This is a genomic window from Sunxiuqinia elliptica, assembly GCF_900113005.1.
Lineage (GTDB): Bacteria > Bacteroidota > Bacteroidia > Bacteroidales > Prolixibacteraceae > Sunxiuqinia > Sunxiuqinia elliptica.
Window position 1 is genome coordinate 200,862 of record NZ_FONW01000001.1, and the last position, 20,132, is coordinate 220,993.

Consider the following 20,132-nt stretch of genomic DNA (forward strand, 5'->3'; position numbering starts at 1 on the left):
TAAAAGATGGAAAATCTACAGGCACAGGAGCAGTTGGAAAAAATAGGTTTCATTGATGAGAAAATTGACCCCACGCTTAAACTGGTGGACGAGATAAACCGGCTCAAGAAAGAGAAAAATGCAGTCATTCTAAGCCACTATTATGTAGAAGGAGAGTTGCAGGACATAGCCGACTTTGTTGGCGATAGTTTGCAACTGGCACAGGCCGCAGCAACAACTGAGGCTGAAATGATTGTATTTGTTGGCGTTCACTTTATGGCTGAAACGGCAAAAATCATCAATCCGTCCAAAAAAGTAATTTTACCTGACCTGAAAGCAGGATGCTCGCTGGCCGAATCGGCTCCGGCTGAAAAATTCGCTGCCTTCAAGCAAAAATATCCTGATCACCAGGTGATTTCTTACATCAACTGCACGGCCGACCTGAAAACGATGACCGACGTTGTTTGTACTTCATCCAATGCCGTTAAAATCGTGGAGAGCTTTCCGAAAGATGCCAAATTGATTTTTGCTCCGGACAAAAACCTGGGAAATTACATCAATAGCCAAACCGGCAGAGAAATGGTGCTTTGGGATGGTGCCTGCATGGTTCATGAACAGTATTCAGTTGAGAAGATTATTGAACTAATGGATGCTCATCCAGATGCTGAGTTTATTGCTCACCCTGAGTGCGAGAAGCCTGTTTTACTGTTAGCCAAGCACATTGGCTCCACCAGTTCGCTGCTGAATTATGTCCAGCAAAGCCCTGCTACAAAATTCATTGTTGCTACTGAAAGTGGTATTCTGCATCAAATGAAAAAGGCTTGCCCCGATAAAATCTTTATTCCAGCTCCTTCAAATGATTCAACCTGTGCTTGCAACGACTGCTCGTACATGAAGCTAAACAGCCTGCAAAAGCTGTACATCTGTATGAAGCATGAACTTCCGGAAGTTAGCCTTCCGAAGGACGTCATTGATAAAGCTCGGGTTCCAATCGAAAGAATGCTTGAAATTTCTAAGTAAAATCATTCCTCACAAGTCGGATTCGCTAAGTTGCTCATTTTTAATTTAGCGCATTCGCTCAAAGCATGCGAATACCCCGTTAATACTCACTTGTGAACAGGAAGCTGTTAATTAGTTTTGCTGCGAATACACCAAAACGCTTGTTTGGATTTCATATCTTCGTATTAATCGAAAAATAGAATTTATGCCGTACAGAAGGTTGCCTAATACGGATCAAGCCAGAATGAAAGCCATTGAAATGGCTTTGGAAAAGGGTAAGCGAACTGCACTAAGTGAGTTAGCTTTCAGTCAGCAAACGCTTGAAAAAATCCAGATTCTATACCCTCGATTATCGAACGCAGTGCGCCAACTGCAAGCAGCCAAGCAAATTCAATTCGATCGCTCCAACGAATACGGCAATATCTTTAAAAAGGCCAAGCTTTATGTATCTCACTTTGTGCAGGTGCTGAATTTTGCCATTCTTCGTGAAGAGATGAAACCCGAAGTACGCGAATTCTACGGACTCGATGTTCACTCATCCAAAGTTCCCCCGCTCAACCTTGAAAAAGATATCCTAGCTTGGGGAGAACGTATTATGGCCGGCGAACAACAACGCTGCATGCGTGGAGGAAGCGCTATTTACAGCCCATCCATTGCTTTGGTGAAAGTACACTACGAGTCATTCAAAGATGCCTATCACCATCAAAAAATTCTGCAGAACAATACCAACCGGGCTTCTCTAAAAATGCAGGAAATGCGAGAAGACGCAGATGCCATTATTCAGCAATTGTGGAATGAGATTGAGGAAACTTTTGAGGCACTGCCCGGAGAAACTCGTCGTGCCAAAGCTCAGGAATATGGAGTTGCTTATGTATTCCGGAAATCGGAGCTAAAAAAGATGGAAGCTGAGAAGTTGCAAACCAACCTCAACTTCAACTAATACTGGTTTTTCTCCGCATTACATACAAAAGCCCGACACACAACACCAAGCTCATCAAGGCAATTGCAAATGACGAACTAAATGATTCAGAATACTGATTCAGTGATTCCACTGTTTCACTTCCTCCGTGCTCGCCATGCAAGATTAGTACACCCACGGCATTATTGACAAAGTGTGCCAAAATAGGCAACCACATCGATCCGGAATAAACCAGCAAGTAGCCAAACAAGGCTCCTAAAACCATCCGTGGAATGAAGCCATAAAACTGCATATGAAGGGCACTAAACAGAAAGGCTGAAATCCAAATTCCCCAATGATAGTTTCGGGTCATTTGCGTAAAGATCTTCTGCACCACGCCCCGGAACAACAACTCCTCCCCAATGGCGGGAATCACAGCAATCATAAAAAGATTAAACAGCAGGCCCCATACCGTTTCAACCTGAATAAAGCGTTCGATCAAATTAGCGGCCTGATCTTCCATCGTCCGCATCCAACTCTCGATTCCACTTAAAGCCTCGGGCAAATGCATCTGCTCATTCAATGCGCCTGTGAAACCCACCAAAGGACCGGCAACCAACACAGCCAACAGACCAACAATGACTACCCCACCATCCAGTTTTCGGTTTAACAGCAGATAGTTCGCCGGTTGTCCTTCAAAAAAGTAAGCAATCAGAAAAGGCGGGACAACAAACAAACCAATGGACTGTACCACCTGAAAATACTTCAACAAAGCAATTGCCGAAGGATCTGAAGGATCAAAACCGGAAAGCCCATTCATCATATCAGAGGCTCCCACTACCGGAATAGCAACCAAAATCGAAAGGATAAAAACGGCAACAAAAGATACCAGAACAATAAAAGCTGCCATAACAAACTGAGAAGCGGGTTTCATTCCCCGAAATGCAGTAAAAGCCATAACTGAAATTTTTGAGTCTCCAAAGATAAGCTGCACCAGTCAAAAAAAAAACCGGGAAACAACTTTCCCGGTTTGTCCGTGCCATTAAAACTATGATACAAACTACCTGTTCTTGAGGTAAATCTTTACTTGCGCATTTTTTTCTTTGCCTTCCTCTTTGCGAGTAACCTCGATGGATTCTATCTCATCTGAATCTACATTATGGAAATCCTCCACATCGACTTTTTCATCGTTGATGAAATATTCGGCATTTTTACTATCAGACCCACTGATAATTAACGGGTACTTTTTATACTTTTTATAAAAATCCTTCTGGTATTCACCCAATTCTTTTTGATGCTCAATAAAATCAGCACGGTGCTTCTCAAACTCTTTTCTTGCTTCACCAACGTGCTTTTCAATCTCCTTGCGTTGCTCCTCCGACATCTGATAACGACTCATATCTGGCATAGCAAACTCGTAATTAAAAAAGAAGTTATCCGGTGCCTGCCTGTTATCAAAAACACGCAACTGCTCCAGCCCGCGAATATTCATAGCACGACTCAAGCTCGCAATGTTCGCCAGATCAATGATCCCATTCATTTCAATCAGGTTTACTGATATGCTATTGCTGCTAAGCAAACCCATGCTGGTTATATCATCGTTCTCTTTATTAATGTAAATCTTCAAATCGCTATTGGCTTGCTTCTCAGTCTTAAATAAGGAATAATTATTCTCTTCATAATGGCTTCGAATCATCATTTTGATTTCATCCATTAATTCCTCATCCTCTGTATTCATCGTTTGGCTCACTACCGACATGTTTTCCAACTCGTTCAACACTTCGTACACCGGATCATCTTCCGCAATGTTCTTCTTTTTCAGGTAAAGCTCAAACATGTCACTGGTTAGCTGGACAGCACTAAAGCCCTCCACCTCGGAATACATTTCCACCAGCTCATCAAAAATACCTTGTGCTTTAGCCGGCAACACAAACAGTAAGGCAACCAAAATAATTACTACTTGTTTCATCTGCTTAATTTTTTATTTGCTAAATGTTTAAAAATCTAAAGACATTCAGTACTTCTTATTTTTTTAAACACACTATTTCGCAATGATTTCCAAATTCTCATCTTTAAAAAGTACTACTACCTCATCATTCTCCGGTGGCTGAACGCCAATGGATACTTCCATCAAAGCCCGCTCCATCAAGGCAAACTGTTCATCAGCTGCAAGCATTTGTTGATGCTTTTGATATCCGCTAAACCAGAACACGACACCCAGTAAAAGCACTGCAGCAACCGAGGCATACCTCATCCAATGCAGCTTAATCGTTTTGTTCGGTTTTTGCTGTTGCATAAACCCCTTTAGCAGTTGATCTTCCAATCCTTCTGGTATTTTTGCCTCTTCTTTATAGTAGTCAAAAATCAACTGTTCATCAGCAAAAGTCTCCTCTTCACCAGCGATAAAGTCTTTCAATAAAGCTTCCTCGTCCAGCTCAGTCTCCCCTTTATAGTACTTTTCCAACAGCTTGTCTGCTTGTTCTTTGTTCATAATCGTAGATTTTTCGAATCTCTTCTTTGATCATCACCCGGGCCCGCGACAAAATCACTCGTAAATGAGGGACTTCAAACCCTGTCATTTGTTTGATTTCATCAAAGCCTAGCCCATCAATCTCACGGTATTGAATGACTTCCCGGTATTTGTCCGGGAGCTGCTCAATCACCTGATGCACAATAGCCAGCTTCTCCCTGGCCTCATGGCTAACTCCCTGCTGCGGCAGGTTCATCAACCGATAGTCCTCCGCGGCATCAACCAACTGATCCCGCTTCTTTTTCAGTACATCGAGGCAGTGATTCCGACACAGGGTCAACACATACGCCTCTGGTTTTTCATACTGCTGAATATTCTCCCGCTTGTTCCATAGCTTTATAAGAATGTCTTGCAGAGCATCCTGCACATCCACCTCATTTTTTAGCAAACGCTTCACCATCGGATAAAGCTTACGAGACCAAGGGAGTATGTCTTGTTTAAATTGTTCAGCAGTCATTTCAACATTAAAAACGATTCAGTTACAAGTTTGTAACAAGTTACGGTCTTTTTTCTTGAAAAAGCGACAACCAAAAAGAAGTAACCACCTGAATTACAACAAAACAAGACTGAAAAAATAAATGGTTAGCATAGCAGCCAGCCCTTGAAAAAGGGTAGCCAGTGTGTGGGTTTTATAGCCAACAGAAACCGGCATCTTACTAAACTGGGTCACCACCCAAAAGAAACTGTCGTTGGCATGAGAGATGGTCATTGCACCGGCACCAACAGCCAATACCGAAAGTGCCTTCCCCATAGCTGAATCAAGTCCTAAGCCAGGAAGCAAAGGCGCAATCAATGCAGAAGTAGCAACCAACGAAACCGTAGAAGAACCCTGAGCCGTTTTCAATGCAGCAGCAATGATAAATGGCAAGAAGATTCCTAGTTCGTAATCAGCCAACAAAGCCCCCAGTGAGTCGCCAATATGTGTTGCTTTAAGCATGGCACCAAAAGCTCCACCAGCTCCTGTTATTATTAATATAGAAGCAGAAGCCTGAATACCACTTCCAACCCATTCAGTTATTTTCTCCGACTTTCCTTTGATCAATAAGAATGAAGAAAACAATCCTAAAAATAAAGCATTAACCGGATCTCCCAGAAAATTAATCGTTTGGAACAAAATACCCGTTTCATTTTCAACCACAAGTAATACAATTGAGCGAATGGCAATCAAAATAATCGGTAAGAAAATTGGGAGTACCGAAAGCCAACCAGAAGGCAACTGTCGTTCATCGATTACCTGATCTTCTTCAACCAAATGATCTTCCTCGCTTTGATAGCGCTTCCCCGTATAGTTTGCCCACCAATAACCAACAAGCATGGCAACAACGGCAACCAACAAACCAAGCAAAATAACCATTCCCAATTGGTTATCAATTCCCAGGTTGCCAGCAGCTGCTATCGGCCCGGGGGTTGGAGGAACTAGGGTATGAGTAGCATACAAACCTGTAGACAGCGCAATACTCATGGCAATTGCCGAACGACCGGTTTTCCGGATCAATGATCGTTTTAAAGAAGACAAAATCACAAAGGCAGAATCACAAAATACCGGAATGGAGACAATGTAACCAATCAAGCCCATTGCCAATGTCGGATACTTCTTTCCAACCAACCGAATCACCAATTCGGCCAACTTAATGGCCGCTCCTGATTTTTCCAGGATGGTGCCGATAATCGTTCCCAGGATAATCACGATACCAATATAAGCCATGATGTTTCCAAATCCACCGGTAATGACTTTAACGATATCCGGTGCCGGCATTCCACTCATAAAACCGACGCCATAACTAGCTAAAAGCAAAACCAGAAAAGGATGCATTTTCAGTTTGGTAGTTCCCACAATGATAAATAGAACGGAAATCAAAAGTGCTCCGAGTAGAATAACATGTTGGCTCATTGGTTTGGTTTGTTAGGTTTCGTGTTGCGGGAAATGTCAGTTTAGGATTTTCGAAACAGCCTCCGGAAGAAATCATCGACCCGGTCAACTGCAACAATGTCTATTTTAAATTTAGATAAATTTAAATTCTTCCCACTCTTTGGAACGAAGATCTTCTTCATCCCCAGCTTCTCGGCCTCAGCAATACGCTGCTCCAACCGGTTAACCGCACGAATTTCGCCCGACAAACCAACCTCTCCGGCAAAGCACTGCTCCTTGTCAATAGCCAAGTCAAAATTAGAAGAAAGAATGGCTGATATAACGGTCAAATCAATCGCCGGGTCATCAACCTTAATGCCGCCGGCAATGTTCAGGAAAACATCTTTCGCCGCCAACTTAAAACCGGCCCGCTTTTCAAGCACAGCCAACAACATGTTGAGCCTTCGTAGGTCAAACCCGGTAGACGATCGCTGTGGCGTTCCATACGCAGCCGTGCTGACCAACGATTGAATTTCGATTAGTAACGGACGATTACCTTCAATTGCCGCGGCAACAGCCGTTCCGCTCAGCCCCTTATGATCACGATTGATCAACAGCTCCGAAGGATTACTCACCTCTCGCATCCCTTCCTGATTCATCTCAAAAATGCCCAGTTCCGAAGTTGATCCAAACCGGTTTTTAATCGATCGTAGAATTCGGTACAGGTATTGATTTTCGCCTTCAAACTGCAGGACCGTGTCCACCATATGTTCCAGCACCTTTGGCCCCGCCAAGCTTCCTTCCTTCGTGATGTGCCCGATAAGAATGGCAGGAATCCTTCTTTCCTTAACAAACTTCAAAATACCGTTGGTGCATTCCCTGATCTGACTAACCGAGCCAGGTGAAGATTCAATATGAGCAGTAGCTACCGTTTGAATGGAGTCGATAACCAATACTTCGGGTTCCAAGTGCTCACAATGCGTTATGATATTCTCCAGCGATGTCTCACTAAGGAAATAGCAATTCTCGTTCTCGCGCTTCAAACGATTAGCCCGAATCTTTATTTGCTGGATGCTTTCCTCTCCAGACACATATAAGATTTTGCGCGACTTCAAATCAAGTGCGACCTGAAGAACCAAGGTTGATTTTCCGATCCCCGGTTCACCGCCAATCAACACCATTGATCCCGGCACCAATCCGCCTCCAAGAACCCTATTGAGCTCTTCGTTGTAACAGTCAATTCGCTGAATTTGCTCAATACCTACCTCGTTCAACTTTTGAGGCTTCGCCCCACTTGCTGTTCGCGAACTCAGCGGACTCTTGGTTTCTTTTACTACCACTTCTTCCACAAAGGTATTCCACTCACCACAACTGGTACAGCGACCAACCCACTTGGGAGACTGATTACCGCAGTTTTGACACACATGTACTGTTTTGACTTTAGCCATAGTCAGAGATCTTTTATTTGTTGGATTAAAGCAGAAGTAGAATATCCTTTCGTCAGCTCGATGGTTTCCACCGTTCCCCCACGAGCCAGGACAATGTCGTAACCGGCAATTTCTTCGATGGCATATTCATTGCCCTTAACCAGTACGTCGGGCTGTACGAATTTAATCAAATCGTAAGGTGTTTCTTTGTCAAACAAAATAACCGCATCCACCATCTGAAGCGCCGCAAGCATCAAAGCACGAGCCTGCTCATCCATCAGAGGCCGCTTAGAGCCTTTCAGTTGTTTTACGGAACGATCGGTATTTAAGCCCACAATCAGCTTATCGCCCAAAGCAGCTGACTTAAGCAAAGAATCAATATGTCCCCGGTGCAATAAATCGAAACAACCATTGGTAAAAACCAGTTTCTGATTGCTTGTTTTCCACATTTTCAGGGTGTTAAAAAAAGCGTCGCATGAAGGGTAGATCTTGGCTGTTAGTTCGTTCATCATTTTACTGAAGGATAAGCAGTAAAAATAAGAAAACCCCAAAGCTAAAAAAAGCCTTGAGGTTCAAAATATGGTCGAAAACCGTATCTATACGATTTTGTTGGTCTCGATATCCGGGAATACCAATTGAGGCTTAAAGCTTTTAGCTTCCTCAAAATCCATCATGGCATAAGAGATAATAATTACCACATCACCAACGGCCACTTTTCGGGCTGCCGGTCCATTAAGGCAGATGACTCCTGAATTTCGTTCACCTTTAATCACATAAGTTTCCAAGCGTTCTCCATTGTTGATATTGACCACTTGCACCTTTTCGTTTTCAATCAGGTTTGCGGCATCCATCAATTCCTCATCGATCGTGATACTTCCAACATACTGTAAGTTGGCTTCGGTAACACTCACCTTATGTATCTTCGATTTACAAACTTCAATAAACATGCTATCGTTTTTTATTCAAATACAATATTATCAATTAACCTAATCTCACCACAATGAACAGCAACGCAACCCACTTTGTTTAGGGGGTCCTCCCAGCGTTCCACCGCATTAAGATCTTCATCATCAGTAATTTCAAAATATTCAGTTTGCAGATAGGGGTTTTGATCAATCGTTGAAACAACCCACTGCTTAAGTTCTTTTACGCTCATCTCAGAGGCTTTGTTCCGCGCTTCTTTCAGCGTTTGGTAGATATGAGGTGCATTTTCGCGTTGCTCCGGACTCAACCGTTGATTTCGCGAACTCATCGCTAAACCATCTTCTTCCCGCATGATTGGGCAGGGCACAATCTCGATTGGCATACTCAGTTGCTTTACCAATGCTTTGATAATCACCAGTTGTTGAAAATCTTTCAAGCCAAAAAAGGCTTTATCTGGCTTAACCATATCAAATAGCTTGCTAACCACTTGAGCCACGCCGTTAAAATGACCAGGCCTGAATTGCCCCTCCATCACCTGCTCCAACTTGCCAAAGTTAAACTGACGCTTATCTTCCTCAGGGTACATGGTAGCAACCTCAGGCGCAAAGACCAACTGACAGGCAGTCGGATCCAACAAGCTAAGGTCCCGTTCCAAAGTCCGAGGATAGTTAATCAAATCATTCTTATCATTAAACTGGGTAGGGTTCACAAAAATGCTAACAACAACAAAGTCTGACTGTTGCCCGGCAATGTTTACCAACGAAAGGTGCCCGGGGTGCAGAGCGCCCATGGTTGGTACAAAACCAACCGTATTTCCTTCCTCTTTTTTCTTCCTTATGAGTTCTTGTAACTCTTTTATTTCCTTTACAACCAGCATACAGGAATTGAATTAATGGTGCAAAGTAAATAAATAAATCAAAACAATAGACAGACTTGCTTCTTAAGTTTTTTTAAGACTCCTGTAACCTCCTAAAATTGAATATTCGCGATATTTTTACTAATTTCGCACAATCAAATTCAGCAATGTTTCAATGGAAAAGAAAAGAGTATTATTCATCTCTCAAGAAATTACCCCCTACCTTCCAGAATCAGAAATGTCGGTTAAATCGAGGTTTTTGCCTCAAGGAATCCAGGAGAGAGGCCGGGAGATCCGCACATTCATGCCACGGTATGGTAGTGTTAACGAACGTAGAAATCAGTTACATGAAGTTATTCGGCTATCAGGGATGAACCTGGTAATCAATGATGCCGATCATCCACTTATTATCAAGGTGGCCTCTATTCAGGCTGCCCGTATGCAGGTTTATTTTATTGATAACGAAGATTATTTCCATCGAAAAGAAATCTTAAAAGACAAAAAAGGCAAAGAATTTGAGGACAATGACGAACGGGCAGTCTTTTTTGCTCGTGGAGTATTGGAAACAGTCATCAAATTACGTTGGGCTCCGGACCTAATTCACTGTCACGGATGGCTAGCGTCATTGGTTCCACTTTATATTAAAACGGCTTACCACGACGATCCGTTGTTCGCCAATTCAAAAGTTGTGTACTCGCTATACAATGAAAACTTCAACAATCCGTTAAGTGCTAATACCAAGCAAAATGTTTTGCTCGACGGAATAAATGAAGAAAATATCAAGTTATTAGAGGAACCAACATATGAGAATATGAGCAAACTTGGAATTGAATATGCCGATGCCGTTATTCAGGGCAGCGAGCAAATTAATCCAAATTTGACAGCATATATTGAGGCCAAAAACAAATTATTTTTAAATTATCAGCCCGAAGAAACTTACATCGACGCTTACAATGAATTTTACGATAAGGTCTTGTAAGTAAGTGGACTGACAAAACAATGTTTGCGTGAAAAGAAAACTTGCAACTCAAAGTAAACTAGCAATAGTTTTTACTTTATTGGCTATTGGTTTGTGGAATTGTCAAGAGGATCCGAACGGAACAGGAATGGAACTTCTGCCTGGTTCTGATATAAAAACAGTAGGTCAGGACGTAGAAAAAGAGTCCATATCGGCATATACTGAAAAAGATATGTTGTTGCGTACCGACGAACCCAACTACAATTTGTTTGGAACGTTTAACGATCCTCTGTTTGGAAAAACAACCAGTCATTTCGCCACGCATTTCCGGCTGGGTGGCTATCCTGATTTTAAAGATATCACTCAGGTTGACTCTTTGGTCTTATACTTTCTTTACAAGGAGCTATATGGAGATACCTTAACCATGCAAACCTTGAAGGTGTATGAACTCGAAGAATCTATCTTTCTGGATACAACAGACGTAACAGGAACGGGAGATTACCCTTACTACCAAGATGTTGATCTAAAAGCACTGGCCAATCCAAATCCGATTGGTGAATTGGACTTTTATCCGACTTTCAGAATGGATTCAACCGAAACCGATACGCTTATTCAGGAATTGGCCATTCGTTTAGATGATGCGCTAGCCCAAAAACTAGCCAATGCTGACTCGTTGGACATGATCAATAACGATGTTTTTACTGAATTCTTCAAGGGGCTATATATTGAATCTCAAGACGTTGATAATGGAGGAGCTCTATTAAGCTTAAACACCCTTTCCGCTGGTTCAAATCTAAGATTATATTATACCTATATGACCGACAAAGACACTGCGAATCGTGACTCTGTCATATATCGGGTGAACAAGAATTCCGCCCGGATCAATAGCTTTACGCATGATTATACCAATACGCCATTTGCCGATCAGTTGAATGAGCATCCTTCTGAGCCAGACAGCCTGATTTACCTGCAAACAACAGGAGGGCTTCGCACCAAGATTGATATTCCAACGCTTGACAACTGGGAAGATTCCGCAAATATAATCATCAACAAGGCAGAGTTGATCTTTCAGGTTGATACGGTTGCCTCAGATTTCCGCAACTATAAGATCCCTTTATCTGTTGTGCTTAGTGCCATTGACGGAAGTAAAGAAGAGGGTGATGAAGGTTACCTTTATTTACCTCATGATTTTACGGTTTCGCCAGCCCTTTATGGTGGCTTTTACAACAGCGAAGAAGCAACTTATAATTTCAATATTACACACCATCTGCAAAAAATCATTGATGAAGATGAAATAACCAATGACGGATTCTATCTGTCAACCCTTTATCAAACTGAAAGAGCACGCAGAGTGGTATTAAAAGGATCAAGTAGTCATGTTGGAATTCGTCTGGAAGTGACTTACACGAAACTGAAATAGCACGACCAATCGGTTCCACAAAATTAAACCCTTAAAAATTATGTGTGGAATAGTTGGTTATATTGGAGATAAAAATGTTTTCCCAATCCTAATTAAAGGATTGCAACGCTTAGAATACCGGGGATATGATTCCGCCGGTATTGCTATTTATGACCATTCCCTAAACGTATTCAAACGACAGGGAAAAGTAAGTGAACTGGAGGCCTTTGTCGCCGATAAAAATATCGAAGGACACTCTGGAATCGGGCATACCCGATGGGCAACGCACGGTGAGCCTAACGACACCAATGCTCACCCACACCAATCCATGCACGGCAATTTTGTTTTGGTGCACAATGGTATTATCGAAAACTATGCGCGGCTAAAAAAAGACCTTACCAACAAAGGTTATACTTTCCAATCAGAAACCGATACCGAAGTATTAGCCAACCTGATTGAATATTTCTATTTGATGGACGAGGTAACCGATGCAGAGACAGCCGTTCGCCTGGCTTTATCAAAGGTGGTCGGAGCTTATGGTATCGTTGTCATCTGCAAGTCGGAAAAAGAGCGAATGATTGCTGCTCGCAAAGGAAGTCCGCTGGTTATTGGAATTGGCCAAGGCGAATACTTCTTAGCCTCAGATGCCAGTCCGATTATTGAATATACCGACAGTGTTATTTACCTCAATGACGGTGATGTCGCAATTGTAGAGAAAAATAGCCTCACCCTAAAAACGGTACAAAATGATCCGGCCAACTTTAAGGTGACAAAAATTGACCTGAGCATTGGAGACCTGGACAAAGGAGACTTCGATCACTACATGCTCAAAGAAATTTTTGACCAACCACGAACCATTTCCGACACCTACCGAGGACGTATTAGGGCCAATCAAAACGAGATCGTCTTAGGTGGTTTAATGGATGTTTTTCCTCGTTTGGTCGAAGCCAAACGGATTATCATCATTGGTTGTGGAACCTCCTGGCATGCTGCATTGGTTGCGGAATACCTGATTGAGGAATATGCCCGTGTTCCCGTTGAAGTGGAATACGCATCGGAATTTCGTTACCGCAAACCCATTATCAACAAAGATGATGTGGTCATTGCCATTAGCCAAAGCGGCGAAACAGCCGATACACTTGCCGCACTCAAAATGGCGAAAGCCAAAGGCGCTTTGATTATAGGAATCTGCAACGTTGTTGGCTCCAGCATTGCCCGCGAAACTGATGCAGGAGTTTACACGCATGCCGGAACAGAAATTGGTGTCGCATCGACTAAAGCATTCACCGCCCAAGTAACAGTATTGACTTTGTTAGCCTTTAAACTAGCGAAAGGCAAAGGAGAGATCGACCAGAAGCTTTACGAAACACTCATTCAGGAAATGTTGGAGATTCCTCAAAAGATCGAAACCATCCTGATGAGCCATCCTTACATCAAAACGGTTGCAGAAAAGTACAAAGACGCTATCAATGCGCTCTATCTGGGACGTGGCTACCTGTTTCCTGTTGCTTTAGAGGGAGCGCTCAAATTAAAAGAAATTTCATATATGCACGCTGAGGGTTATGCGGCCGGAGAAATGAAACATGGGCCAATAGCCTTGGTTGACGATAATCTGCCAGTCGTTGTTGTTTCAGCCAAAGACGACTACTACGAAAAAGTAGTTAGCAACATCCAAGAGGTAAAAGCCCGAAAAGGAAACATTATCGCCGTCGTTACAGAAGGGGACAATGGTCTTCGAAAAATGGCTGACGATTTGTTTGAAATTCCGGAGTCGCACCCAGCTGTTGCCGCACTGCTTACAGTAGTCCCTTTACAGTTATTTGCATACTACATTGCCCTGTTAAGAGGCTGCGATGTCGATCAGCCACGCAATTTAGCGAAGTCGGTTACCGTTGAATAAATCAATACGAGTAAACAGCAAATACTATTGAAATTAGTATGTTTGTACGGATTTAAAGACAATGAAAAGAATTTTCCCCATACTGATATTGGCTTATGTAGCCTATCTGGTGTTCACAACATCGTGTGCCAATCCTGGAATGCCTTCGGGTGGTGACAAAGACACCATTCCTCCGGTCGTTATTAAAACAGAACCTGGATTTAATGCCCGGATGTTTCAAGAGTCTGAAATAAGACTAACATTTAATGAGTTTGTCATTACGGATGAGCTTCGAGAAGCATTGGTGGTATCACCTCCCCTGAAAAAACGCCCTTTGATTCGCTCTAAGTCCAAAACACTCATCATTGATTTAGGGGATGATTTACGCGAAAACACGACTTATTCCCTCGATTTTAAAGATGCCATAAAAGACAATAACGAAAAAAATCCACTGGAAGATTTTCGATTCTCGTTCAGCACTGGAGCCGACTTTGACAGCTTGATGATTGGTGGCTATGTCAAAAATGCTCAGAATCTGGAGCCCGTTGAAGGTGCTCTGGTTATGTTGCATTCCCTACATGAAATAGATGCCTTTAAGGACAGCATTCCTGACTACATCGCAAAAACCGATGAAGAAGGATTTTACATCATAAGCAACATTGCTCCGGGAACCTACCGATTATATGCAGTTCTGGACGCAGACAACAGCTTAACGTACAACCAGGAATTGGAACAAATCGCCTTTGTTGATTCGTTAATCATCCCGCAAGATTTAAATCTTCCAGGCTACGATACCGAAACAAATCCAGAAGACACGGTCAGTGTCTCAACGAAACAGAAAGATGCCTTGGAAACGCCTTTCTTTCTTATGCTTTTCGAGGAAGAGTCGTTCAGTCAATACTTGGATAATAATAAACGGGACCAAGCGAATATGCTCAACCTGTACTTCTCTGAATCGCTGAGTGACTCATTTCAAGTTGAGCTCCTTCAACCAGAACCGAGCAAGGAGCCATGGAGCTATATCGAATACAACAAAACTCGAGACTCATTGATGATTTGGTTGACCGACACCGTATTAAGCCAGCAAGATACCATTTTGATGGCCATTCAATACCAGGTTGCCGACAGCTTGAACAATCTGGTTATGCGACATGATACACTCGATTTCTTTTATAAAAAACCAGAAAGTACAAACAACAGACGACGTCGCAAGAAAGATGACGACAAACCAGAACCGATTCCTCACATCACCTTTAAAAACAACTTGAAGGGTCAGGGGTATGATGTGTATCGCAATATTGTTTTAGAAACACCGGAACCATTGGAACGCTTTAACTGGGATGCCATTCAGTTGGTACAGCAAGTGGATACCTTGGAAGAAACCGTTGAGTTTGAGATGTGGCAAGATTCCTTATCGAAACGAAAGTTTTACATCCATCACCCATGGGAGTTCGAGCAAACCTACCGTTTAAAGGTTGACTCGGCTGCTGCCTACAACTATTCTGGTCACCCTTCCAACGAAATCAATCAAAAATTCACCATTCAGGAAGAAAGTCACTATGCAAAAATTATATTGGCGATTGGTGGGTTGAACGAACCAGGAATTGTACAGCTGCTAGATAATTCAGATGAAGAAAAAGTACTTCAGGAAATTAGAATAAAAGGAGACGGTGAGATTGAATTTCCTTTCCTTGAACCGGACAAATATAAGATCCGCCTGGTATTTGACAGGAATGATAATGGTAAATGGGATACCGGAAACCTGGATGAAGGACTTCAACCAGAACGAGTAATGTATTATTCCAAAATCCTCAAACTACGGTCTAACTTCGAAGTAAAAGAAGGTTGGGTACTACCAATGGTTCAATACGAAAAAGAACTAATTGATGAAAACAAAGAGAAAGCCAAGAAGAAGCAATCGCAACGTTCGGGACGCCGTAATTTCTAGCCTTCTCTTTTTGCTCGCATTTGGTTGGATTAGCCCTAAAGTACAGGCGCAATCAACGGAGAACGCATTTTTAGCTGGAGAAAGGCTAACGTATGGAGCCTATTACCACTGGCACCTGTTATGGGTTAATGCCGGCGAAGTAATCTTCACAACCGACACCATAAAGCACAATAAAAACAAGCAATGGCATTTCTTGGCTACCGGGAAAACCTTTAAGGCTTACGACCTATTTTATACTGTGCGTGACACCTTTGAAAGCCGGGTTAATTTCGTTGATTTTGCCCCTGATTATTTCATCCGGAAAGTAAACCATGGGAAAAGCTCAACCCTACACGAGTACGCTTTCAATTCGGATGAAAACAAGATCAGCTCCTACATCAAGCGTGAAGATGCTAAGCCTTTTCGCGATGAGTTGATCTGGAAACCATCAACAGCCGATATGTTGAGTACGGTTTATGCTTTCCGCAACTATAACTTTGAACAGTTAAAAAAGGGAAAACAAGTAAATTTTCGGATGTTGGTTGATAACAAGACCGAAGATTTGTACTTTCGCTACGAAGGTCAGGAACAAGTTAAAACGCGCAATGGCCGAAAGTTTAACTGCCACCATGTGGTCATCAAGCTCTTGGGAGGCGATTTCTTCCCAGACGGTGAACATATGGATGTTTGGTTTACAGCCGACCAAAACCGGATTCCAATTAAAGTTGAAACCAAAATTGTGGTGGGTTCAGTAAACGCTATTTTAACCGACCTGGAACATATAAAATATCCATTAACGTCAGAAATTAAATAATTATGGCAAGTGTTCGGAATTTAAAGAAAGACATCGACTATTTGGTGTCGCTGGTCGTTGTTGATTGTTTTCAATACATCAGCTATTTTGACAAGGCAGACAAAGAAGCTGCAACAAAGATCGTTGAAGAAATTATGACTAAGCGCTCGGAGCTTCGTCAGCGTACCAATCATCCGGATGGCAAAGACAATCCGAAGTTAACCAAAAGCCATTACCGGAAAATTAGCGAAGATTTGCTTAGCGCATGCGATGAAGCTTATGCCACCTTAGGCAAACTGGTTGAGCAAGAAGCTTAATTAAGCTTTTGAAATCAACTTCAAAATTTTATCAGCAATCACCTGCCCATCGAGGTAGGTGATTAAGCGCCATTCCCCCAACTTATCTTCCAATGGCTCCCAAATGCAATCGCCCAGAAAAAAGACGTAATCATTGCTGTTGATATAATATTCTCCCATAAAATCAGGCATCACAACTCCCGCATCATCCTTAAACGGTGGATGAATAATCCGAAACTCCAGTTTCTTCCCTTTCGCTTTACGTATTTTCAGAATATAGCCAAACTCGGTACCTATTTCAGCTTCAATCGTATCGGTAATATTTACGATTTTGGGCAGGTTTCGACTTCCTCGGTCCCACTCTGTGTACTGACCATAACTATATAGCTCTATATCGATCTTTTTCTTTGCCAATGGTATGTTAACTTTTTTGTTTTTACCAATTAAGAATCATTCAAAATAAAAAAGAGCATTATCTTTGCATCCTCAATGCTGACGCTGCGCAAATATATAAAAGTATTTATTCTTTTGGTGTTGCCTGTTTACCTATTCCTACTGGTCAACTCCATGATGAACATGCACTTGCACGTTCTGTCAAATGGAATGATTGTCAGGCATGCTCACCCCTTTAATCACAAAAAAGACGCCAAGCAGCATCACCACCACTCGAAATCAGAAACTTGTTATTACCAGGCCTTTTTTCTGGACTATCTGGACACCTCGGAGCCCATTCAACGATTTATTTCCGATGTGATTATCACCGACTTATTCTATGCTGTTATTCCGCTTTGTCCAACTTCTGAAATCATCAACCTCAATGATCTTCGCGGACCTCCAATGAGTTAAAGCACATCTCTTCGGGCACAAACTATGTAAAATAATCACTATTGTAGCTTATTCAAATCCCAACATTTGGGGATTGTAAGCTTAGCATCCACCCGATACTTTTGTCATAAAAAAAACAGACGCAGTTCTTTAGAGCGATCGAAAGAACTCCAAATTACTCATTGATGATATTTTATTGATCCAGTCAGGGATCTATAAAAAACCAAAACAACTTGTTATGAAGAAAATTCTTCTTGTGGCAGTTATGTCACTGGTATACCTTGTGTCTTATTCTGAAGACGAACCCAAAGGAAAAATTACGGACACCATGCTTTTTGGCGATGTTCGCTCTGAAGGAGAGCACATCCCATTTGCAACCATTCTTATAAAAGGAACGACAGTAGGAACTGCTGCTGATGCTACTGGGCACTACAAATTAGTTGGGGCTCCTGAAGGAACTCAAGAAGTGGTTATTTCAGCGGTTGGCTATGAAAGTCGAGCCTATGAAGTAAAACTTAAAATTGGCAAACCCATCACCCTCATCGCAGAATTAGATCCCGACCAGATCGGGCTTGAGCAAGTCGTGATTACGGCAGACCGAAGTGAGAAATCGCGTCGTGAAGCTTCCACCATTGTTAGTACCATCAGCCCTCGATTACTTGAGAACACTCAAAGTATCACCCTAAGTGAAGGCTTGAATTTCACGCCGGGTTTGCGCATGGAAAACAATTGCCAGAACTGTGGGTTCACCCAAGTTCGGATGAACGGTTTGGAAGGTCCTTATTCACAAATTCTGATTAACAGCCGCCCTGTATTTAGCGGCTTAGCAGGAGTTTATGGACTGGAACTGATTCCTGCCAACATGATTGACCGAGTAGAAGTGGTTCGTGGAGGAGGCTCCGCCTTATTTGGCAGCAATGCCATTGCCGGCACCATCAACCTAATTACCAAAGAACCCGTTCAGGACACCTACAGCATCAACAGCTCGTTGGGTCTGATCGGCTCAGAAGCAACGCCAGATTTCAACCTTAGTATGAACGGATCAATTGTAAGCGATGATTTTCGCTCGGGCATGAGCTTTTATGGTTTTAAACGTGAGCGCGATCCTTACGATGCCAATGACGATGGTTATTCTGAGATGTCCAAAATCAGCAACAGTACGTTTGGAGCCAGCTTTTTCCAACGCTTAGGAATGCGATCTAAAATCAATCTCGATTACTTTTTCATCAACGAATCGCGACGGGGAGGAAATGATTTTGACCTGCCCAACCACGAAGCAGACATTTCAGAGGCTGTTGATCACCAGATCAATTCGGCCAACCTCACCTTCGATCACTTCATGCGCGATCATGATAAACTCAGTTTCTTTGCGGCAGCCCAATGGGTAGAACGTGGCTCCTATTACGGAGCCGAACAAGACTTATCAGCCTACGGTAATACTGATGATCTTGCCTATTCGATTGGTTCGCAATACCACCGCGATATCGAAAAACTTTTGTTTGCCCCTTCAGAATTAGTGATGGGACTTGAAATGACAAGCGATGCTTTGACAGATAAAAAGCTAGGCTATCTTGACCTGGAAACCATGGAACACGTCGAAACAACCACGATTGCCGATCAGGAAGTTAACACAGTAGGATTCTTTGCTCAAAACGAATGGGTCAATGATAAATGGCGTTTTTCCCTCGGATTTAGAGTGGAACACTACGCAATTTCAGACAAAGCAGGATCCAGTGGCGATATTGATGGTGACGTTTTCAGTCCGCGTGCAAGCGTATTGTATAACCTGACCGATAAAATTCAGCTGCGTTCGAGCTTTGCCAAAGGCTATCGCGCTCCTCAAATTTTTGATGAAGACCTGCATATCGAAACTTCAGGAGCTCGCCGGGTTACTCATGAAAACGATCCTAACCTGAAACAGGAGAACTCGCACAGTGCGACTTTTTCAATCGATATTTCACAAGACTTTGGACGCTGGCAAACCCAGTTCCTAGCCGAAGGCTTTTACACCGTATTGGAAAATCCATTCACCAACGAATACGGAACACCAAACGAGCAGGGAGAGGTGGTTTACACCAGAATCAATGCTGAAGATGGCGCCAAAGTACAAGGTGTTAATCTTGAATTTAACGCTTCTCCTGGTGCGCGCTGGATGTTCCAATCGGGATTAACATTCCAAAAAAGTGAATACGATTCACCTCAAGAGTTCAATGAACGTCGCTTCTTCCGGACTCCAGACAGCTATGGTTATTTATCGATGAGCTACTCTCCTGTCGCTTCATTCAAAGCCTCATTAACCGGCAACTATACTGGAAAAATGTTAATCCCCTATTTTGGAAACACCTTGGATAAACCCGAAGATGGTCAACTTAACGAAGTCGATTCCTTCTTTGATCTGGGAATGAAAGTGAGTCAAAATATTGAACTTTCAGGAGATCTACAGCTTCAATTATACGCAGGTGTCAAGAACCTGTTTGATGCTTATCAAGATGATTTCGACCACGGTATCGACCGGGATCCAGGCTACATTTATGGCCCGCTATCACCACGAACCATCTACTTTGGACTTAAAATTGGAAACATTTTCTAGAGA

20 protein-coding genes are annotated in these 20,132 nt (G+C 42.6%); 10 read left to right on the forward strand and 10 right to left on the reverse strand.

Translation table 11 applies throughout. The annotated features are described in order from the left end of the window. Window positions 1-6: 6 nt before the first annotated feature. Both nadA and BM156_RS00695 read left to right on the forward strand, forming a co-directional pair. Window positions 7-999 (forward strand): quinolinate synthase NadA, encoded by a 993-nt coding sequence (nadA, locus tag BM156_RS00690; RefSeq protein WP_093917895.1) that lies wholly within the window; start codon window positions 7-9, stop codon window positions 997-999. 184 nt (window positions 1,000-1,183) lie between these two features. Continuing rightward, window positions 1,184-1,918, forward strand: a complete 735-nt coding sequence (locus BM156_RS00695; protein WP_093917896.1) for a hypothetical protein — start codon at window positions 1,184-1,186, stop codon at window positions 1,916-1,918. On the opposite strand, the gene BM156_RS00700 is transcribed toward BM156_RS00695, so the two are convergent. From BM156_RS00700 to panC, 9 genes are all read right to left on the reverse strand, one after another. Continuing rightward, window positions 1,911-2,834 (reverse strand): CPBP family intramembrane glutamic endopeptidase, encoded by a 924-nt coding sequence (locus tag BM156_RS00700; RefSeq protein ID WP_093917897.1) that lies wholly within the window; start codon window positions 2,832-2,834, stop codon window positions 1,911-1,913. The genes BM156_RS00695 and BM156_RS00700 overlap by 8 nt on opposite strands. Window positions 2,835-2,936: 102 nt before the next feature. Further along, window positions 2,937-3,845 (reverse strand): DUF4252 domain-containing protein, encoded by a 909-nt coding sequence (locus tag BM156_RS00705; RefSeq protein ID WP_093917898.1) that lies wholly within the window; start codon window positions 3,843-3,845, stop codon window positions 2,937-2,939. 72 nt (window positions 3,846-3,917) lie between these two features. Continuing rightward, a complete protein-coding gene (locus BM156_RS00710) occupies window positions 3,918-4,367 on the reverse strand; it encodes a hypothetical protein (RefSeq protein ID WP_093917899.1) in 450 nt (149 codons plus the stop codon). Then, the gene (locus tag BM156_RS00715) at window positions 4,324-4,863 is read right to left on the reverse strand and encodes an RNA polymerase sigma factor (RefSeq protein ID WP_093917900.1); all 540 of its coding nucleotides are present in this window, start codon (window positions 4,861-4,863) and stop codon (window positions 4,324-4,326) included. The genes BM156_RS00710 and BM156_RS00715 overlap by 44 nt, the downstream gene beginning before the upstream one ends. A gap of 93 nt (window positions 4,864-4,956) precedes the next feature. Further along, window positions 4,957-6,297: a GntP family permease gene (locus BM156_RS00720; protein ID WP_093917901.1), complete on the reverse strand. Its 1,341-nt coding sequence runs from the start codon at window positions 6,295-6,297 to the stop codon at window positions 4,957-4,959. A gap of 41 nt (window positions 6,298-6,338) precedes the next feature. Further along, entirely contained in the window at window positions 6,339-7,703 is a 1,365-nt protein-coding gene (gene radA, locus BM156_RS00725; RefSeq protein WP_093917902.1) for a DNA repair protein RadA, read from the reverse strand. Between the two features lie 2 nt (window positions 7,704-7,705). Next, on the reverse strand, window positions 7,706-8,194 hold the full coding sequence (gene rfaE2 / locus BM156_RS00730; RefSeq protein ID WP_212733380.1) for a D-glycero-beta-D-manno-heptose 1-phosphate adenylyltransferase: 489 nt from the start codon (window positions 8,192-8,194) through the stop codon (window positions 7,706-7,708). An 84-nt stretch (window positions 8,195-8,278) separates the two neighbouring features. After that, a complete protein-coding gene (gene panD / locus BM156_RS00735) occupies window positions 8,279-8,629 on the reverse strand; it encodes an aspartate 1-decarboxylase (RefSeq protein ID WP_093917904.1) in 351 nt (116 codons plus the stop codon). A gap of 11 nt (window positions 8,630-8,640) precedes the next feature. Continuing rightward, window positions 8,641-9,483 carry a pantoate--beta-alanine ligase gene (gene panC / locus BM156_RS00740; protein ID WP_093917905.1) on the reverse strand — a complete coding sequence of 281 codons (843 nt, stop codon included), beginning with the start codon at window positions 9,481-9,483 and terminating at the stop codon, window positions 8,641-8,643. A gap of 154 nt (window positions 9,484-9,637) precedes the next feature. Here panC and BM156_RS00745 point away from each other — a divergent pair, with 154 nt between their 5' ends. The 6 genes from BM156_RS00745 to BM156_RS00770 all read left to right on the forward strand — a co-directional run bounded on the left by BM156_RS00745 (window position 9,638) and on the right by BM156_RS00770 (window position 16,735). Beyond that, entirely contained in the window at window positions 9,638-10,441 is an 804-nt protein-coding gene (locus tag BM156_RS00745) for a glycogen/starch synthase (RefSeq protein ID WP_093917906.1), read from the forward strand. Between the two features lie 28 nt (window positions 10,442-10,469). After that, a complete protein-coding gene (locus BM156_RS00750; RefSeq protein WP_093917907.1) occupies window positions 10,470-11,840 on the forward strand; it encodes a DUF4270 domain-containing protein in 1,371 nt (456 codons plus the stop codon). Between the two features lie 40 nt (window positions 11,841-11,880). Beyond that, window positions 11,881-13,719 carry a glutamine--fructose-6-phosphate transaminase (isomerizing) gene (gene glmS, locus BM156_RS00755; RefSeq protein ID WP_093917908.1) on the forward strand — a complete coding sequence of 613 codons (1,839 nt, stop codon included), beginning with the start codon at window positions 11,881-11,883 and terminating at the stop codon, window positions 13,717-13,719. 61 nt (window positions 13,720-13,780) lie between these two features. Continuing rightward, window positions 13,781-15,646, forward strand: coding sequence for an Ig-like domain-containing protein (locus tag BM156_RS00760; protein ID WP_093917909.1), 1,866 nt, complete (start codon window positions 13,781-13,783; stop codon window positions 15,644-15,646). Then, a complete protein-coding gene (locus BM156_RS00765) occupies window positions 15,585-16,439 on the forward strand; it encodes a DUF3108 domain-containing protein (protein WP_093917910.1) in 855 nt (284 codons plus the stop codon). Before BM156_RS00760 ends, BM156_RS00765 begins: the two co-directional genes overlap by 62 nt. 2 nt (window positions 16,440-16,441) lie before the next feature. Beyond that, a complete protein-coding gene (locus BM156_RS00770) occupies window positions 16,442-16,735 on the forward strand; it encodes a hypothetical protein (protein ID WP_093917911.1) in 294 nt (97 codons plus the stop codon). On the opposite strand, the gene BM156_RS00775 is transcribed toward BM156_RS00770, so the two are convergent. Continuing rightward, window positions 16,736-17,128 carry a DUF3859 domain-containing protein gene (locus BM156_RS00775; RefSeq protein WP_244525701.1) on the reverse strand — a complete coding sequence of 131 codons (393 nt, stop codon included), beginning with the start codon at window positions 17,126-17,128 and terminating at the stop codon, window positions 16,736-16,738. It abuts the gene before it with no gap. Window positions 17,129-17,203: 75 nt separating this feature from the next. Here BM156_RS00775 and BM156_RS00780 point away from each other — a divergent pair, with 75 nt between their 5' ends. Beyond that, window positions 17,204-17,560 (forward strand): hypothetical protein, encoded by a 357-nt coding sequence (locus BM156_RS00780; RefSeq protein ID WP_093917913.1) that lies wholly within the window; start codon window positions 17,204-17,206, stop codon window positions 17,558-17,560. Between the two features lie 217 nt (window positions 17,561-17,777). After that, entirely contained in the window at window positions 17,778-20,129 is a 2,352-nt protein-coding gene (locus tag BM156_RS00785; protein ID WP_093917914.1) for a TonB-dependent receptor, read from the forward strand. The last annotated feature ends 3 nt before the right edge of the window (window positions 20,130-20,132 follow it).

Excerpts from the sequence above, each read along its gene's own strand:
- nadA (WP_093917895.1), top strand. The coding sequence starts at position 7 with ATGGAAAATCTACAGGCACAGGAGCAGTTGGAAAAAATAGGTTTCATT.
- BM156_RS00695 (WP_093917896.1), top strand. The coding sequence starts at position 1,184 with ATGCCGTACAGAAGGTTGCCTAATACGGATCAAGCCAGAATGAAAGCC.
- BM156_RS00700 (WP_093917897.1), bottom strand. The coding sequence starts at position 2,834 with ATGGCTTTTACTGCATTTCGGGGAATGAAACCCGCTTCTCAGTTTGTT.
- BM156_RS00705 (WP_093917898.1), bottom strand. The coding sequence starts at position 3,845 with ATGAAACAAGTAGTAATTATTTTGGTTGCCTTACTGTTTGTGTTGCCG.
- BM156_RS00710 (WP_093917899.1), bottom strand. The coding sequence starts at position 4,367 with ATGAACAAAGAACAAGCAGACAAGCTGTTGGAAAAGTACTATAAAGGG.
- BM156_RS00715 (WP_093917900.1), bottom strand. The coding sequence starts at position 4,863 with ATGACTGCTGAACAATTTAAACAAGACATACTCCCTTGGTCTCGTAAG.
- BM156_RS00720 (WP_093917901.1), bottom strand. The coding sequence starts at position 6,297 with ATGAGCCAACATGTTATTCTACTCGGAGCACTTTTGATTTCCGTTCTA.
- radA (WP_093917902.1), bottom strand. The coding sequence starts at position 7,703 with ATGGCTAAAGTCAAAACAGTACATGTGTGTCAAAACTGCGGTAATCAG.
- rfaE2 (WP_212733380.1), bottom strand. The coding sequence starts at position 8,194 with ATGATGAACGAACTAACAGCCAAGATCTACCCTTCATGCGACGCTTTT.
- panD (WP_093917904.1), bottom strand. The coding sequence starts at position 8,629 with ATGTTTATTGAAGTTTGTAAATCGAAGATACATAAGGTGAGTGTTACC.
- panC (WP_093917905.1), bottom strand. The coding sequence starts at position 9,483 with ATGCTGGTTGTAAAGGAAATAAAAGAGTTACAAGAACTCATAAGGAAG.
- BM156_RS00745 (WP_093917906.1), top strand. The coding sequence starts at position 9,638 with ATGGAAAAGAAAAGAGTATTATTCATCTCTCAAGAAATTACCCCCTAC.
- glmS (WP_093917908.1), top strand. The coding sequence starts at position 11,881 with ATGTGTGGAATAGTTGGTTATATTGGAGATAAAAATGTTTTCCCAATC.
- BM156_RS00760 (WP_093917909.1), top strand. The coding sequence starts at position 13,781 with ATGAAAAGAATTTTCCCCATACTGATATTGGCTTATGTAGCCTATCTG.
- BM156_RS00765 (WP_093917910.1), top strand. The coding sequence starts at position 15,585 with ATGAAAACAAAGAGAAAGCCAAGAAGAAGCAATCGCAACGTTCGGGAC.
- BM156_RS00770 (WP_093917911.1), top strand. The coding sequence starts at position 16,442 with ATGGCAAGTGTTCGGAATTTAAAGAAAGACATCGACTATTTGGTGTCG.
- BM156_RS00780 (WP_093917913.1), top strand. The coding sequence starts at position 17,204 with ATGCTGACGCTGCGCAAATATATAAAAGTATTTATTCTTTTGGTGTTG.
- BM156_RS00785 (WP_093917914.1), top strand. The coding sequence starts at position 17,778 with ATGAAGAAAATTCTTCTTGTGGCAGTTATGTCACTGGTATACCTTGTG.